The organism is Comamonas nitrativorans, from assembly GCF_042654765.1.
Taxonomy (GTDB): domain Bacteria; phylum Pseudomonadota; class Gammaproteobacteria; order Burkholderiales; family Burkholderiaceae_C; genus Comamonas; species Comamonas nitrativorans.
Map to the genome: position 1 here is coordinate 179,067 of NZ_JBHSEW010000004.1, position 14,665 is coordinate 193,731.

The window sequence follows — 14,665 nt, forward strand, 5'->3', positions numbered from 1 at the left end:
GGTTCCCGTTTTATCCGCCCTGGCGGCCAGGGATGAGCGACAGAAATTCGCGCCGCAGGTTGGGGTCTTTCAGGAAGGCGCCGCGCATGACGGAGTTGAGCATCTTGCTGTCCATCTCGCGCACGCCGCGCCAGGACATGCAGAAATGCGAGCATTCCATGACCACGGCCAGACCGTCGGGGCGGGTTTTTTCCATGATGATGTCGGCCAGCTGGACGATAGCTTCTTCCTGGATTTGCGGTCGGCCCATGACCCAATCGACCAGCCGGGCGTATTTCGACAGGCCGATGACGTTGGAATGCTTGTTGGGCAGGATGCCGACCCACAGCTTGCCGATCACCGGGCAGAGGTGGTGGCTGCACGCGCTGCGCACGGTGATGGGGCCGACGATCATCAGCTCGTTCAGATGCTCGGCGTTGGGAAATTCGGTCAGCACCGGGGGCTGGACGTAGCGGCCCTTGAAGACTTCCTTGACGTACATCTTGGCCACGCGCCGCGCGGTGTCGCGGGTGTTGTGGTCGTTCTCGGTGTCGATGATCAGGCTGTCGAGGACGCCCTGCATTTTCTCCGTCACCTCGTCCAGGAGCTGGGCCAGCTCGCCCGGCTCGATGAAATCGGCAATGTTGTCGTTGGCGTGAAAGCGCTGGCCAGCGCCTTGCAGGCGTCGGCGGATGACGGTGGAGATCGGGGCACCTTCGGGCGTGGCTGCCGGAGCGGTGGCGGACGTGGAGGCCAGGTCGGTAAACATAGCCGCGATGGTAGCAGCGATTAAGGCCTTTGCCTCTTTAAAGGAAATTGCCTTCTATCGCTTATGCGGCAAGCGGTAGAAGCTATATAAAGAATAGTATTTGTGATTCAAATGCGTTCTCGGAACCTGTTTTCAGAACCGAAATTCCGCAATCAGGGGCAGGTGATCGGACATGCGCCACCAGATGCGGCCTTGCGGTACATGCAGCCCCAGGGGGGTCAGGCCGCGCACGTATACGTGGTCGAGCTGCGCCAGGGGCAGGCGGGCCGGATAGGTCAGGGAGTTCATGTCCTGGGCCTCGAACTCGTACAGGCCGTAACCGGCCAGCATCCGCTTGAGCTGGCTGCCCCAGTCGTTGAAGTCGCCGGCGACGACCAGGGGGGCGCCGGGGGGAATTTCCCGCTCGATGAAGCGTTGCAGCTGCTGGATCTGGCGCACCCGGCTGCCAGGAATCAGCCCCAGGTGGACGACGATGGCATGCACCGGATGGCCCTGGAACATGACCTCCACATGCAGCAGGCCGCGCTGCTCGAAGCGGTGGTCGGAAATGTCCTCGTGCTGGTGGGTGATGACGGGCCAGCGTGTCAGCAGCGCATTGCCATGCTCGCCGTGGCGGGTGTAGGCGTTGGTCTGGTAAACGGCGCGGTAGCCCTCGGGGGCCAGGAAATCGGCCTGCGGCACGTCGGGCCAGCGGCGAAAGTATTCGGCTTCGCGCCGGTTCATCTTGCGCACTTCCTGCAGGCAGACGATGTCGGCATCCATCTGCTCCACGGCCAGCCCCAGGTTGTGGATTTCCAGCCGGCGCGTCGGCCCCAGGCCCTGTACGCCCTTGTGGATGTTGTAGGTAGCCACGCGCAGCAGTTGCGGTGCGGGCGGCGCTTGGTGGGGAAGGGAGGGGACGGTCATTGCGGAAAAAATCCTGGTGGTCTGCATGGGCCGCAGCCGGCAAAGAGGCGGCGGCGCAGTTCACGGCCTGCACGGCCTTCTGGCAGAGCATATGCCGCATCGGTACGCAGATTCAAGAGCAGGTCGGTGCGGCAGGGGATTTCCTCGGCCCCGGCATGGCCGTTGCCCGACAAAAGGGAAGCAAGACGAAGAATGCGAATACATCTTGCTTCATAATCAACCGCTTGCGCCAGTTCCGGCGCTCCGGCTATCGTGCCGTCCTTTTCGCCTCCCCCCTTGCTTGCAGGATGCCCTGTTTATGAAACCCGTATCCCTTCTTTCATTGGCCCGCCTGGCGGTTTGCACGGCAGTTGCCGCCTTGGCTGCTACGGCTGCCAGCGCCGCCGAGGAAGTCAATCTGTACACCACGCGCGAACCGGCGCTGATCCAGCCGCTGCTCGATGCCTTCACGCAGGCGCACCAGGGCAGCATCCAGGTCAATACCGTGTTCGTCAAGGACGGTCTGCTGGAGCGGGTCAGGGCCGAGGGCGCCCGTTCTCCCGCCGATGTGCTGATGACGGTGGACATCGGCAATCTGATCGATCTGGTCGATGGCGGCGTCACCCAGCCGGTGCAGTCGGCAGCCCTGGAAGCGGTGGTGCCGGCGCATCTGCGCGATGCCCAGGGGCAGTGGTTTGCCCTGTCGCTGCGTGACCGGGTGCTGTATGCAGAAAAAGACCTGCCGCTGACCAGCTTCACCTATGAAGACCTGGCCGATCCCCGGTGGAAGGGCAAGGTCTGCATCCGCGCCGGCCAGCACCCGTACAACACGGCGCTGGTCGCCGCCATGATTGCCCACCGTGGCGAGGCGCAGACCGAGCAATGGCTGCGCGGCGTCAAGGCCAATCTGGCCCGCAAGGCGGCCGGCGGCGACCGCGACGTGGCGCGGGACATCCTGGGCGGCATCTGCGACATCGGCATTGCCAACGCCTACTACGTCGGCCACATGAAAAATGCCGCTGCCGGAACCGATGCCCGCAAATGGGGCGACGGCATCAAGGCCATTCGCCCCACCTTTGCCCAGACCGGGGGCACGCACGTGAACGTCTCCGGGGCGGCTGTGGCCAGGCACGCGCCCAACAAGGGCAATGCCGTGAAGCTGCTGGAGTACCTGGTGTCCGAACCGGCCCAGGCGCTGTACGCCCGCGCCAATTACGAGTACCCGGTGCGTGCCAATGTCGCGCAAGACCCGGTGATGGCTGCCATGGGCACTTTGCAGATCGACGCTCTGCCCGTAGCCGAGATCGCCAAACACCGCAAACAAGCCAGCCAGCTGGTGGACAAGGTCGGCTTTGACCACTGACCTTAGACCGCACCAGCCCCCATGTTGCGCATGATGGACGCCGGGCGGGGCCATCTGGCGCTGGGCGGCGCCGTGGTCGTGGCCGCACTGGTGGTACTGCCGGTGGCGGTGTTGGCCGGACATGCCTGGATGGCCGATGTGGCGCACTGGGGGCATCTGGCCCGGTTCGTGCTGCCGCAGGCGCTGTGGAACACCGTGCTGCTGCTGCTTGGCGTCGGGTTGGTGTGCGCCGTGCTGGGCACGGGCAGTGCCTGGCTGGTCACAGCCTACGATTTTCCCGGGCGGGGCGTTCTGGCGTGGGCGCTGCTGCTGCCGCTGGCCGTGCCCACGTACATCGTGGCCTTTGCCTACCTCGACCTGCTGCACCCCATCGGCCCGATTCAAACGGCCCTGCGCACGCTGCTGGGTTACGACAGCCCGCGCCAGTTCCGCCTGCCCGACCTGCGCTCGCTGCAAGGGGCCATCTTCGTGCTGGGCTTCGTGCTGTACCCCTATGTCTACCTGACGACCCGGGCGATGTTCATGACCCAGGCGGCCAGCCTGCTGGAAGCGGCACGCACCCTGGGCGCCAGCCGCAGCCAGGTGTTCCGCGAGGTGGCGCTGCCCCTGGCCCGCCCGGCCATTGCTGTGGGCATGAGCCTGGCGTTGCTGGAGACGCTGAACGACATCGGCGCGTCCGAATTTCTGGGCGTGCAGACGCTCACGGTGTCCATCTACACCACCTGGGCCACGCGCTCCGACCTGGGCGCGGCGGCGCAGATTGCGCTGGCCATGCTGGCCCTGGTGCTGGGGCTGATCCTGCTGGAGCGCCATGGCCGCCGCCGCCAGCGTTTTGCCAGCACCCAGCGGATGCGCCCCATGCAGCCCCGCCGCCTGCACGGCCTGCCTGCTGCCGGGGCGCTGGTGCTGGGCGGGTTGCCGGTATTGCTGGGCTTTGTCTTGCCGACGGCCTATCTGGTCAGCGAAACCGTCAAGCGCCTGAATCTGGTGGGCGGCATCTCGTCGGCCCTGTTCCAGGCGCTGGGCAACACCTTGCTGGTGGCGGCCAGCGCCACGGTGCTGACGGTGGCCTGCGGCCTGATGCTGGCCTGGGCCGGGCGCTCGCTGCGCGAAAGTACGCGCCGGCTGCTGCCCCGCGCCTGCGTGCGCATTGCCAGCCTGGGCTATGCCGTGCCGGGCACGGTGCTGGCCATCGGCCTGCTCACCCCGTTGCTGTGGGTCGATCGGGTGTTAGGCCAGATACTCCAGCATTCCGGCCTGCTGCTGATGGGCAGCAGTGCGGCGCTGGTGCTGGCGTATGCCATCCGTTTTCTGGCCATTCCCGCCGGGGGCATCGAGGCCGGGCTGACGCGCATTCCGCCCTCGCTGGAGCAGGCGTCGCGCCTGCTGGGCGAAAGCGCCGGGCGCACACTGTGGCGCGTGCATCTGCCGCTGCTCAAACCGGCCCTGGCTGCCAGCGCCCTGCTGGTGTTCGTGGACACCATGAAAGAGCTGCCCGCCACCCTGCTGCTGCGCCCGCTGAACTTTGACACCCTGGCCACCTGGCTGTATGCCGAAGCGGCCCGTGGCACCTACGAAGAAGGCGCCGTGGCGGCGCTGGCCATCGTGCTGGCCGGGCTGCTGCCCGTGGTGCTGCTGGCCCGAACCCAGATGCCCCAGGCGTCCCAGGGGCACCATTAGTTTTTTACGGTATTTGCCATGCCCACTTTGCTTGCGCTTGAACACCTGCACCTGGCCTACGACACCGCACGGGGCCTGCGCACCGTCATTCCGGATTTGAACCTGCAGCTCGAACGCGGGCAGATCGGCTGCCTGCTGGGCGCTTCGGGCTGCGGCAAATCCACCGTGCTGCGGGCCATTGCCGGGTTCGAGCCGGTGCGCGGCGGACGCATTCTGCTGGAGGGGCGCGAGCTGTCCTCCTCGCAGCAGCAGGTGGCCCCCGAGCTGCGCCGCGTGGGCATGATGTTTCAGGACTACGCCCTGTTTCCGCACATGAGCGTGGCCCGCAACGTCGGCTTCGGCCTGCGCCGCGCCAGCCCGCAGGAGCGCGAGGCCCGCGTGGCCGAGCTGCTGGCGCTGGTCGGCCTGGCCCACGCCAGGGACAGCTATCCGCACGAACTCTCCGGCGGCCAGCAGCAGCGCGTGGCGCTGGCCCGCGCCCTGGCGCCGGCGCCCGAGCTGCTGCTGCTCGACGAGCCGTTCTCGAACCTGGACACCGACACCCGCGAACATCTGGCGCAGGAGGTGCGCGGCATCCTCCAGGCCACCGGCCACACGGCGATTCTGGTCACGCACAACCAGGCCGAGGCCCTGGCGATTGCCGACCGCATCGGCAGCCTGTCCGGCGGGCAGTTGCAGTATTGGGACAGCCCGGCGGCCTTCCGGCAGCGGCTGGCCGAAGGAGGCACGCCAGCCTGGTCGGAGCATCAATAAAAAAAGAGCTGCTTCCACTTGATATACAAGGATTTCAGACTATTTTTATTCTGAAATCCTTTTACATTCAGCGGAAACAGCTCCTTTTTATGGAGCCATCGGCTTACTGCGCTGCGGCGGCAGGGTTGCGCAGCCGGATGTGCAGCTCGCGCAATTGTTTTTCATCGACGGGCGAGGGCGCCTGGGTCAGCAGGTCTTGCGCCCGCTGGGTTTTCGGGAAGGCGATCACGTCGCGGATGGATTCGGCGCCGGTCATCAGCGTGATGAGACGGTCCAGGCCGAAGGCCAGGCCGCCGTGCGGGGGCGCACCGTATTGCAGCGCGTCCAGCAGGTAGCCGAATTTGGCCCGCTGATCCTCGGGGCCGATGTTCAGTGCGGCGAACACCTTGGCCTGCACGTCGGCGCGGTGGATACGCACCGAACCGCCGCCCAGCTCCCAGCCGTTCAGCACCATGTCGTAGGCCTTGGCGATGCAGGCGCCGGGGTCGGTGTCCATCAAATCCTCGTGGCCGTCCTTGGGGCTGGTGAAGGGGTGATGCACGGCCACCCAGCGGTTGTCTTCCTCGTCATGCTCGAACATGGGGAAGTCCACCACCCACAGCGGCGCCCAGCGGTCTTCGAACAGGCCGGTTTGCTTGGCAAAGTCGCTGTGGCCGATCTTCAGGCGCAGGGCGCCGATGGCGTCGTTCACCACCTTGGCCTTGTCGGCGCCGAAGAACAGGATGTCGCCGTCCTGTGCGCCGGTGCGTTGCAGGATTTCGGCAATGGCCGCATCGTGCAGGTTTTTCACGATGGGCGATTGCAGGCCGTCGCGGCCCTGGGCCACTTCATTGACCTTGATCCAGGCCAGGCCCTTGGCGCCGTAGATCTTGACGAAGTCGGTGTACTGGTCGATCTCGCCGCGCGAAATCTGGCTGCCGCCGGGTACGCGCAGGGCCACCACGCGGCCGCCCTTGGTCGTGGCGGGGGTGGAGAACACCTTGAAGTCCACGTCGGCCATCACGTCGGTCAGCTCGGTGAATTCGAGCTTGACGCGCAGGTCGGGCTTGTCCGAGCCGAAGCGGTGCATGGCCTCGGCATAAGGCATGACGGGGAAGTCGCCCAGATCGACGTCCAGCTGCTGCTGGAACACGTCCTTGATCATGCGCTGGAAGAGGCTGCGGATTTCTTCCTCGCCCAGGAACGAGGTTTCGCAGTCGATCTGCGTGAACTCGGGCTGGCGGTCGGCCCGCAGGTCTTCGTCGCGGAAGCACTTGGTGATCTGGTAGTAGCGGTCGTAGCCGGCCACCATCAGCATCTGCTTGTAGAGCTGGGGCGACTGCGGCAGGGCGAAGAACTGGCCGTCATGCACGCGGCTGGGCACCAGGTAGTCGCGGGCGCCTTCGGGGGTGGACTTGCCCAGCATGGGCGTCTCGATGTCGATGAAGCCCTCTTTGTCGAGGAAGTTGCGCACCTGGATGGCGGTTTTGTAGCGCAGCATCAGGTTGCGCTGCATGGCCGGGCGGCGCAGGTCCATCACGCGGTGGGTCAGGCGCACGTTTTCCGACAGGTTCTCGTCGTCGAGCTGGAAGGGCGGCGTGACCGAGGCGTTCAGCACCGTCAGTTCGTGGCACAGCACTTCGATCTGGCCGCTTTTGAGCTTGTCGTTGGTCGTGCCGGCCGGGCGGGCACGCACCAGGCCGGTGATCTGGATGCAGAACTCGTTGCGGATGTCTTCGGCCACCTTGAACATCTCGGGGCGGTCGGGGTCGCAGACCACCTGCACATAGCCTTCGCGGTCGCGCAGGTCGATGAAGATCACGCCACCATGGTCGCGGCGGCGGTTCACCCAGCCGCACAGGGTAATGGTTTGGCCCATCAGGGCCTCGGTCACAAGACCGCAGTATTCAGAGCGCATGGCCATGGTCGTGTCTTCCTGCATCGATGGATGCGGTTGCAAAAAATTAACGTTCCTGATCGTCCAGGGCGGGTGCGGGCGGCGCCACCACCCCCATGGACACGATGTATTTGAGCGCGGCATCCACGCTCATCTCCAGCTCCACGCAATCGGACTTGCGCATCAGCACGAAATAGCCCCCGGTGGGGTTGGGCGTGGTGGGCACGAAGACGCTGACGTAATCGTCCCGCAGATAGCGGGCCACTTCCATGGCCGGGTTGCCGGTGATGAAGGCCACCGTCCACACCCCTTCGCGCGGCCACTGCACCAGCACGGCGGTGCGAAAGGCATTGCCGCTGTCGGAGAAAACGGTGTCGGAAACCTGCTTGACGCTGGAATAGATCGAGCGCACCACCGGAATCCGGCTGATGACGGCATCGCCCCAGGATACCAGCTTGCGCCCGACGAAATTGCTGGCTACGGCCCCCACCGACAGCAGGATGGCCAGCGTCAGCAGCACGCCGAAACCGGGGATGTGGACGCCCAGCAGGCGGTCGGGGTGCCAGGCTTCGGGCAGGATGGCCAGGGTCTGGTCGAGCGTGCTGACGATCCAGTGCAGCACCCACACCGTAATCACCCCAGGCACGATGACCAGCAGGCCGGTAAGCAGCCATTTGCGCACGGCGTTCATGCGCTCAAGCCTCCGCAGCAGTCGCCGGGGCGGCGGTGCCGGCAGCAGGCGTCGCATCGCTGGCCGCAGCGGCGGGCTGGGGGGTGTTGGTGGTGCTGGCCGTGCTGCTGCCGCCCTTGAAATCGGTCGCGTACCAGCCCGTGCCCTTGAGCTGAAAGCCCGGTGCCGTCAGTTGCTTGCCGAATGCCGGGGCGTGGCAGGCCGGGCACTGCGTGAGCGCCGGGTCCGAGAGTTTCTGCAAAACGTCTTTGGTGTGGCCGCAGGCGCCGCACCGGTAGGCATAGATAGGCATAGGGGAAAAAGAAAATCGGGAAATTTTCCAAAACCCTCGATTATAGGCAAGGCGGTTGGCTCAGGGTTTCTCCTGGTGGCTGTTGGCGTTTGTTTACGTTTTGAGAGCATCCCTAGGCCGGCTGGGCCATGGGGTCCGATTCGTAATGCACGACCGATTCCTGCCGGTTGTCCAGCCACTGCGGCGCCAGGGAGCCGGCCACCATGCCGCCAACGGCCGCCAGCAGGCCGGCCAGCTGCTGCGGGAAGGCGTCCGACCAGCCCGGCACGGCAATGAACAGCAGCCATACGCCGATACCCAGCACGATGGCGGCGATGGCACCCTGGGTGGTGGCCCGCTTCCAGTACAGGCCGAACACCAGCGGGGTGAAGGCGCCGACCAGCGGCACCTGGTAGGCGCCGGAGACCATTTCGTAGATCGAGCTGTCCTGCATGGTGATGGCGTACACCAGCACGCACAGGGTGAACACCAGCACCGAGATGCGCATGGCCTTGAGGGTCTGCGCATCGCTCAGGCCCGGGCGGATATTGCGCAGCACGTTTTCCACGAAGGCGGTGGACGGCGCCAGCATGGTGGCCGAGGCGGTGGACATGATGGCCGACAGCAGCGCCCCGAAGAAGGCGATCTGCAGCGCCAGCGGCATGTGGTTCATGACCAGGGCGGGCAGGATTTTCTGCGGGTCTTCCGCCATCAGCGCCTGCACGCCTTCGGGCATGACCAGCACGGCGGCGGTGACGATGAACATCGGCACGAAGGCAAACAGGATGTACAGTGCACCGCCGATGACCGGCCCCAGCTGCGCCACGGTCGCGTCCTTGGACGACATGACGCGCTGGAACACATCCTGCTGCGGGATGGAGCCCAGCATCATGGTGATGCCGGCGGCGATGAAGAACAGCCAGGTCTTGCCGTCGGCGTTTTCGGGCAGGAAGCGCAGCTTGCCCTCGCTCACCGCGTAATCGACGACGTGGCCTGTGCCCCCGGCCAGATCGGCGGCAAACCAGGCAATCGCCAGCAGGCCCGCGCAGATCACCACCATCTGCACCAGATCGGTAATCGCCACCGACCACATGCCGCCGTACAGCGTGTAGATCAGCACGATCAGCGTGCCCAGCACCATGCCGGCGGTGATCGACATGGCCCCTTGCGTCAGCAGGTTGAACACCAGCCCCAGCGCCGCCACCTGCGCGGCCACCCAGCCCAGGTAGCTGAAGATGATGATGATGGAACACAGAATCTCCACCGTGCGGCCAAAGCGCAGGCGGTAGTAGTCGCCGATGGTGATGAGGTTTTTCTTGTAGAGCTTGTAGGCGAAGAACAGCCCGACCAGCACCAGGCACATGCCCGCGCCGAAGGGGTCTTCCACCACGCCGCCCAGCCCTTCCTGCACGAACTGGGCCGAGACGCCCAGCACCAGCTCCGAGCCGAACCAGGTGGCAAACGTGGTTGCCACGACCATGTACAGCGGCAGGGAACGCCCGGCGACCGCGTAGTCGGCGGTGCTGTGGACACGGCGGGCGGCAATGAGGCCGATGGCAATCGATACCAGCAGGTAGGCCGCGATGAAAGCGATCAACATGGAAGGGCAACTCCACAAGTCAAAAGGGTTACGCCAGATTACGGGACGGGCGATTATCAACACATCGCGGCGATTGCGGGATGAAAAACCGCTTTTGTCGGCTTATTGCGACAGTTAATGTGCAATGCAATAAAAAAGGAGCTTCTTCCGCTGTATATACAAGGATTTCAAGGTGTTTTATGCCTGAAATCCAATGTATATCAGCGGAAGAAGCTCTTATTTTTAAAAATTTTGTTCAGAACAGCCGGATGCGCACCAGCACCTGCGTGACGATCAGCCCCAGCACGAAGCCCAGGCCGCCGTACATCAGCCCTTGCAGCAGGCGGTTGGTGCGCCGCTGTTCCTGCAACAGGGCGCGGGCGAGCTGCTGCTGGCCGTCGTCTTTGCGCTGCAGGTAGTCGTGCAGCAGGCGCGGCAGGTCGGGCAGGATTTTGGCGTAGCGCGGCGCCTGCGCCTTGATCTCGCTCCACAGGCGCTGCGGCCCCATCTGGTCGAGCATCCACTTTTCCAGGAAGGGCTTGGCGGTACTCCACAAGTCCAGGTTGGGGTCGAGCTGGCGGCCCAGCCCCTCGATGTTGAGCAGCGTCTTTTGCAGCAGCACCAGTTGTGGCTGAATCTCCACCTGAAAGCGCCGCGAGGTCTGGAACAGCCGCATCAGCACCATGCCCAGCGAAATCTCGGCCAGCGGGCGGTCGAAGTAGGGTTCGCACACGCTGCGGATGGCCGCCTCCAGCGCCTCCACCCGCGTCGTGGCGGGCACCCAGCCGCTTTCGATGTGCAGCTCGGCCACGCGCTTGTAGTCGCGGCGGAAGAACGCGGTGAAGTTCTGCGCCAGGTATTCCTTGTCGAACTCGGTCAGCGCCCCGACGATGCCGAAATCCAGCGAGATATAGCGCCCGAAGGTTTCCGGCGCCAGGCTCACCATGATGTTGCCCGGGTGCATGTCGGCGTGGAAAAAGCCGTCGCGGAACACCTGGGTGAAGAAAATCGTCACCCCGTCGCGGGCCAGCTTGGGGATGTCCACCCCGGCCTCGCGCAGCTTTTCGACCTGGCTGATCGGCACGCCGTGCATCCGCTCCATCACCATCACGTCGGTGTGGCAGAAATCCCAGAAGATTTCCGGCACCAGCAGCAAATCCAGCCCCGCCATGTTGCGGCGCAACTGCGCGGCGTTGGCGGCCTCGCGCACCAGGTCCAGCTCGTCGTTGAGGTAGGTGTCGAACTCGGCCACCACCTCGCGGGGCTTCAGGCGCTTGCCGTCGGCCGAGAGCTTTTCCACCCAGCCGGCCATCATGTGCATCAGCGCCAGGTCTTTGTCGATCACGCGCTTCATGCCGGGGCGCAGCACCTTCACGGCCACTTCGCGCTCGTGCCCGTCGCGGGCGCGGATGGTGGCGAAATGCACCTGCGCGATCGAGGCGCTGGCCACCGGCTGGCGCTCGAAACTCAGGAAAATTGCGTCCAGCGGCTTGCGGAAGGATTTTTCGATCGTCTCCACCGCAATCTGCGGATCGAACGGCGGCACCCGGTCTTGCAGCTTGGCCAGTTCCTCGGCCACGTCGGGCGGCAGCAGGTCGCTGCGCGTGGACAGCACCTGGCCGAACTTGACGAAGATCGGCCCCAGCTCCTCCAGCGCCTGGCGCAGCCGCTGGCCGCGCGGGGCGTCCAGCTTGCGCCCCACGGTGACGATGCGCCGCAGCAGGTTCAGCCAGGGGTGTTGGAAGCTGGAGAGCACCAGCTCATCCAGACCATAACGCAGCACCACCCAGACGATGGCCCACGCACGAAAGAAACGGCCCATAACGGTAATGCGCCTTACGCCAGGGGCCGGGCGCCGGTGGCCCCGCCCCTGGCCTTGCCGACGAACTGGCGCACGGCGTTGGCAGCGGCCAGGGCCAGATTGGCCAGGGTGTGCGCCGGCACGTCGCCGATGACGCGGGCCAGGTCTTCCTCCACATCCCAGCGCAGGTTTTCCGCCAGCCAGTTGATCTCGGCGGCCAGTTGCACGTCGCCTTCGATGCGAATCGCCGGTTTGTCGCCGCGCAGGGCGGTTTGCGCCAGGGCTAGGGGATTGGTGTCCAGCACTTCCAGGCGCAGGTCGGGCCGGGCGCCTTCGTCCGCCAGATTGAACAGGCCGGCCGGAGTGACGACCAGGGCCATGGAGAACTGCCGCCACTGCACCAGGGCGATGCGCCCGGTCTGGCGCACCAGGCGCTCCATGGCCTGGGGTTCCTGCATCACGACGTGGTTGAGGAACAGCACCACGCGCTGCTGGGTTTCGGAGACGAACCAGGCCGGCGGCTGCACGGCCTGGGCGGCACGCTCGGCCAGATTGCCGAGCAAAGAAAAGGGGGACTGTGTTGCCATAGTCCCCCGATTATCCGCGCATTCCACAGCGGCCCTACCAGCCTTGCTGGCCCAGGTGTCGCCGCCGTGGACGGATGCCGATCAGCCCAGCGACTGCAAGCCGGCCACCAGCCAGCCGCCGCTGCCCGATTTGGGCTTGGCCATGTTCCACACTTCGCGGAAGGGGCTCAGGCCCGCGCCCAGGTCTTCGCGGCTCATGCCGGAGAACTCCACGCTGGCCAGATACACGTCGCCCTGGTCTTCGATGCCCAGCAGCTGCGCTTCCAGCCCTTCGATTTCGGTGACGTTGGCGGTGCCGTTGGCCTCGGCCTCGCGTTCGGCCAGCTGCTGGCGCACTTCCTCCAGCATGTCGTCGGTCATCATGGAGCGCAGGGTGTCCAGGTCGCCCGCATCCCAGGCGGATTGCAGGTTCAGGTAGTTGCGCTTGGCGGCGGTGATGAAGCCGGCCGTGTCGAAGTCCGCCGGGATGCCCCAGGTCTGCGAACCGGCCAGGGCAGCGCCGATCATGCTGCCGCCTGCGGCCGATGAGGCCGGTGCGGCCTGACCGAATTGCTCCCAGGGGCGGGCCGAGGCGTCGTTGCCGACTTTCTCGGGCTTGTATTGCGGCGGGTTGAAGACGTTGCCGCCTGCCGCTGCCGGAGTGGGGCCGCCCTGGAAGGCGAAGGGCGCAGGCGCGGCGGCGGCTGCGTTCTGGTTGCGGCGCCGGATCATGCCGAAGATGGCCAGACCGGCCATGACCAGCAGGCCGATCAGCAGGATGTTGCCGAAGGCTTCGCCCAGGCCCAGGCTGTTGGCCAGCCAGGCCAGGCCCAGGCCGGCGGCCAGACCGCCGAGCATGGCGCCCCAGGGCTTTTTGGCCGGGGTCTGGGCGGCGTTGGCCTGCCCGGGGTTTTGCGCCGGTTGCTGTTGGGCATTCTGCTGGCGTGCGGGGGCCGCAGGCGGGGTGGCCTGACGCTGGGTTACGTTACTGGACTGACGGCCGATCGAGCCGCTACCACCCAGGCGTTTGGCTTCGGCCAGCGGTTGCGCAAGCAGCAGCGCTGTGGTCAAAGTCACCACCCATAGTTTTTTCATCGTTTGCTCCAAAAAATAAAAGAAATTCAAGTCTTAAGGTTATCCAGTCAAGCCCGCTGACTGGGCAATGCGTTCTTTCCCGATCTGTCGTTTTTTAACGACGTTCTGGAAGGTTCAGCACTTGATGCCGACATGCAGGGCCACGACCCCGGCGGTCATGTTGTGGTAATCGACATGGCCGAAACCGGCTTGCTGCATCAGCGCCTTCAATTCCTGCTGGCCGGGGTGCATGCGGATGGATTCGGCCAGATAGCGGTAGCTGTCGGCGTCGCCCGCCACCATCGAACCCAGGCGCGGCAGGATGTTGAAGGAGTACCAGTCGTAGGCTTTTTCCAGCGGCTTGGCGACTTTAGAGAACTCCAGCACCAGAAGTTTCCCGCCCGGCTTCAGCACCCGGCACATTTCTTTCAGCGCCGCGTCCTTGTGCGTCATGTTGCGCAGGCCGAAGGCGACGCTGACAAGGTTGAAGTGCTGGTCGGGGAAGGGCAGCTTTTCTGCATCGCAGACCACGGTGGGCAGGAGGATGCCTTTGTCGATCAGGCGGTCGCGGCCCACGCGCAGCATGGCTTCGTTGATGTCGGTATGCACCACCTGGCCGGTAGTGCCGACCTTTTTGGCAAAGGCCAGCGACAGGTCGCCCGTGCCGCCGGCGATGTCCAGCACCCGGTCGCCTTCCTTGAGGTTGGCGACCATGACGGTGTACGCCTTCCAGGCGCGGTGCAGGCCGCCGGACATCAGGTCGTTCATGATGTCGTACTTGCTGGCGACGGAGTCGAACACGCCGCGTACGCGCCGGGCCTTGTCGTTTTCATCGACGGTTTCAAAACCGAAATGGGTGCTGCTCATGGGGTACTCGCTTTCAATCGCTTGATCTTAATGGCCGCCGCAGCCGCCGCTGCCACAACTGTGGCTGCCTTTTTGCCCCGGCATGGGCTGGTCGCGATCCTTGCCGGCAGCGGCCAGACGATCCAGGTATTCCTGCCACAGCGCGTCTTTTTGCGTGCCCAGGCGGTACAGGTATTCCCAGGTGAAGATGCCGCTCTGGTGCCCGTCGCTGAAGCTGGGCTGGATGGCGTAGTGGCCGACGGTTTGCAAGTCCACGATCTCCACGCAGCGCTTGCCGGTTTGCAGGGTTTCCTGGCCGGGGCCGTGGCCCATGACTTCGGCGGAGGGGGAATAGACGCGCAGCAGCTCGAACGGCAGCGCCAGCACGGTGCCGTCGGCGTAGCCCAGTTCCAGCACGCGGGATTCGAGCAGGACATCGATCGATTGGGGAATGGGGGTGGTCATATCTTCACTAAAAAAGGAGCTGTTTCCGCTGATTCAGTCTTGTTTTCAAGAATGAAAGTATCTGAAA

Annotated in this window: 14 protein-coding genes; 3 read left to right on the forward strand and 11 right to left on the reverse strand. The window is 64.9% G+C overall.

Going from position 1 to position 14,665, the window contains the following annotated elements:
* Positions 1-10: 10 nt before the first annotated feature.
* Positions 11-748: a GTP cyclohydrolase I gene (folE, locus tag ACFO3A_RS06280; protein ID WP_377724925.1), complete on the reverse strand. Its 738-nt coding sequence runs from the start codon at positions 746-748 to the stop codon at positions 11-13.
* A gap of 132 nt (positions 749-880) precedes the next feature.
* Positions 881-1,654, reverse strand: coding sequence for an endonuclease/exonuclease/phosphatase family protein (locus ACFO3A_RS06285; RefSeq protein WP_377724926.1), 774 nt, complete (start codon positions 1,652-1,654; stop codon positions 881-883).
* A 298-nt stretch (positions 1,655-1,952) separates the two neighbouring features.
* Between ACFO3A_RS06285 and ACFO3A_RS06290 the strand changes: the two genes are divergently transcribed.
* From ACFO3A_RS06290 to ACFO3A_RS06300, 3 genes are read left to right on the forward strand one after another with little or no spacing between them, the layout of a single operon-like run.
* A complete protein-coding gene (locus ACFO3A_RS06290; RefSeq protein WP_377724928.1) occupies positions 1,953-2,996 on the forward strand; it encodes a Fe(3+) ABC transporter substrate-binding protein in 1,044 nt (347 codons plus the stop codon).
* Positions 2,997-3,017: 21 nt separating this feature from the next.
* A complete protein-coding gene (locus ACFO3A_RS06295; protein WP_377724930.1) occupies positions 3,018-4,676 on the forward strand; it encodes an ABC transporter permease in 1,659 nt (552 codons plus the stop codon).
* A gap of 18 nt (positions 4,677-4,694) precedes the next feature.
* On the forward strand, positions 4,695-5,429 hold the full coding sequence (locus ACFO3A_RS06300) for an ABC transporter ATP-binding protein (protein ID WP_377724931.1): 735 nt from the start codon (positions 4,695-4,697) through the stop codon (positions 5,427-5,429).
* A gap of 103 nt (positions 5,430-5,532) precedes the next feature.
* Here ACFO3A_RS06300 and aspS read toward each other — a convergent pair whose 3' ends face one another.
* From aspS to ACFO3A_RS06345, 9 genes are all read right to left on the reverse strand, one after another.
* A complete protein-coding gene (aspS, locus tag ACFO3A_RS06305; protein WP_377724932.1) occupies positions 5,533-7,332 on the reverse strand; it encodes an aspartate--tRNA ligase in 1,800 nt (599 codons plus the stop codon).
* A 40-nt stretch (positions 7,333-7,372) separates the two neighbouring features.
* Entirely contained in the window at positions 7,373-7,996 is a 624-nt protein-coding gene (locus ACFO3A_RS06310; RefSeq protein WP_377724933.1) for a DUF502 domain-containing protein, read from the reverse strand.
* Between the two features lie 4 nt (positions 7,997-8,000).
* On the reverse strand, positions 8,001-8,288 hold the full coding sequence (locus ACFO3A_RS06315) for an FmdB family zinc ribbon protein (protein ID WP_377724934.1): 288 nt from the start codon (positions 8,286-8,288) through the stop codon (positions 8,001-8,003).
* A 112-nt stretch (positions 8,289-8,400) separates the two neighbouring features.
* Positions 8,401-9,867 carry a high affinity choline transporter 1 gene (locus tag ACFO3A_RS06320; RefSeq protein WP_377724935.1) on the reverse strand — a complete coding sequence of 489 codons (1,467 nt, stop codon included), beginning with the start codon at positions 9,865-9,867 and terminating at the stop codon, positions 8,401-8,403.
* A 235-nt stretch (positions 9,868-10,102) separates the two neighbouring features.
* A complete protein-coding gene (ubiB, locus tag ACFO3A_RS06325; protein ID WP_377724937.1) occupies positions 10,103-11,668 on the reverse strand; it encodes a ubiquinone biosynthesis regulatory protein kinase UbiB in 1,566 nt (521 codons plus the stop codon).
* A gap of 14 nt (positions 11,669-11,682) precedes the next feature.
* Entirely contained in the window at positions 11,683-12,234 is a 552-nt protein-coding gene (locus tag ACFO3A_RS06330; protein WP_377724938.1) for a hypothetical protein, read from the reverse strand.
* Between the two features lie 81 nt (positions 12,235-12,315).
* Positions 12,316-13,308 (reverse strand): Tim44 domain-containing protein, encoded by a 993-nt coding sequence (locus ACFO3A_RS06335; protein ID WP_377724939.1) that lies wholly within the window; start codon positions 13,306-13,308, stop codon positions 12,316-12,318.
* Positions 13,309-13,422: 114 nt separating this feature from the next.
* Entirely contained in the window at positions 13,423-14,154 is a 732-nt protein-coding gene (gene ubiE / locus ACFO3A_RS06340) for a bifunctional demethylmenaquinone methyltransferase/2-methoxy-6-polyprenyl-1,4-benzoquinol methylase UbiE (RefSeq protein ID WP_377724940.1), read from the reverse strand.
* A gap of 27 nt (positions 14,155-14,181) precedes the next feature.
* A complete protein-coding gene (locus tag ACFO3A_RS06345; RefSeq protein WP_377724941.1) occupies positions 14,182-14,598 on the reverse strand; it encodes a gamma-butyrobetaine hydroxylase family protein in 417 nt (138 codons plus the stop codon).
* Positions 14,599-14,665: the final 67 nt, after the last annotated feature.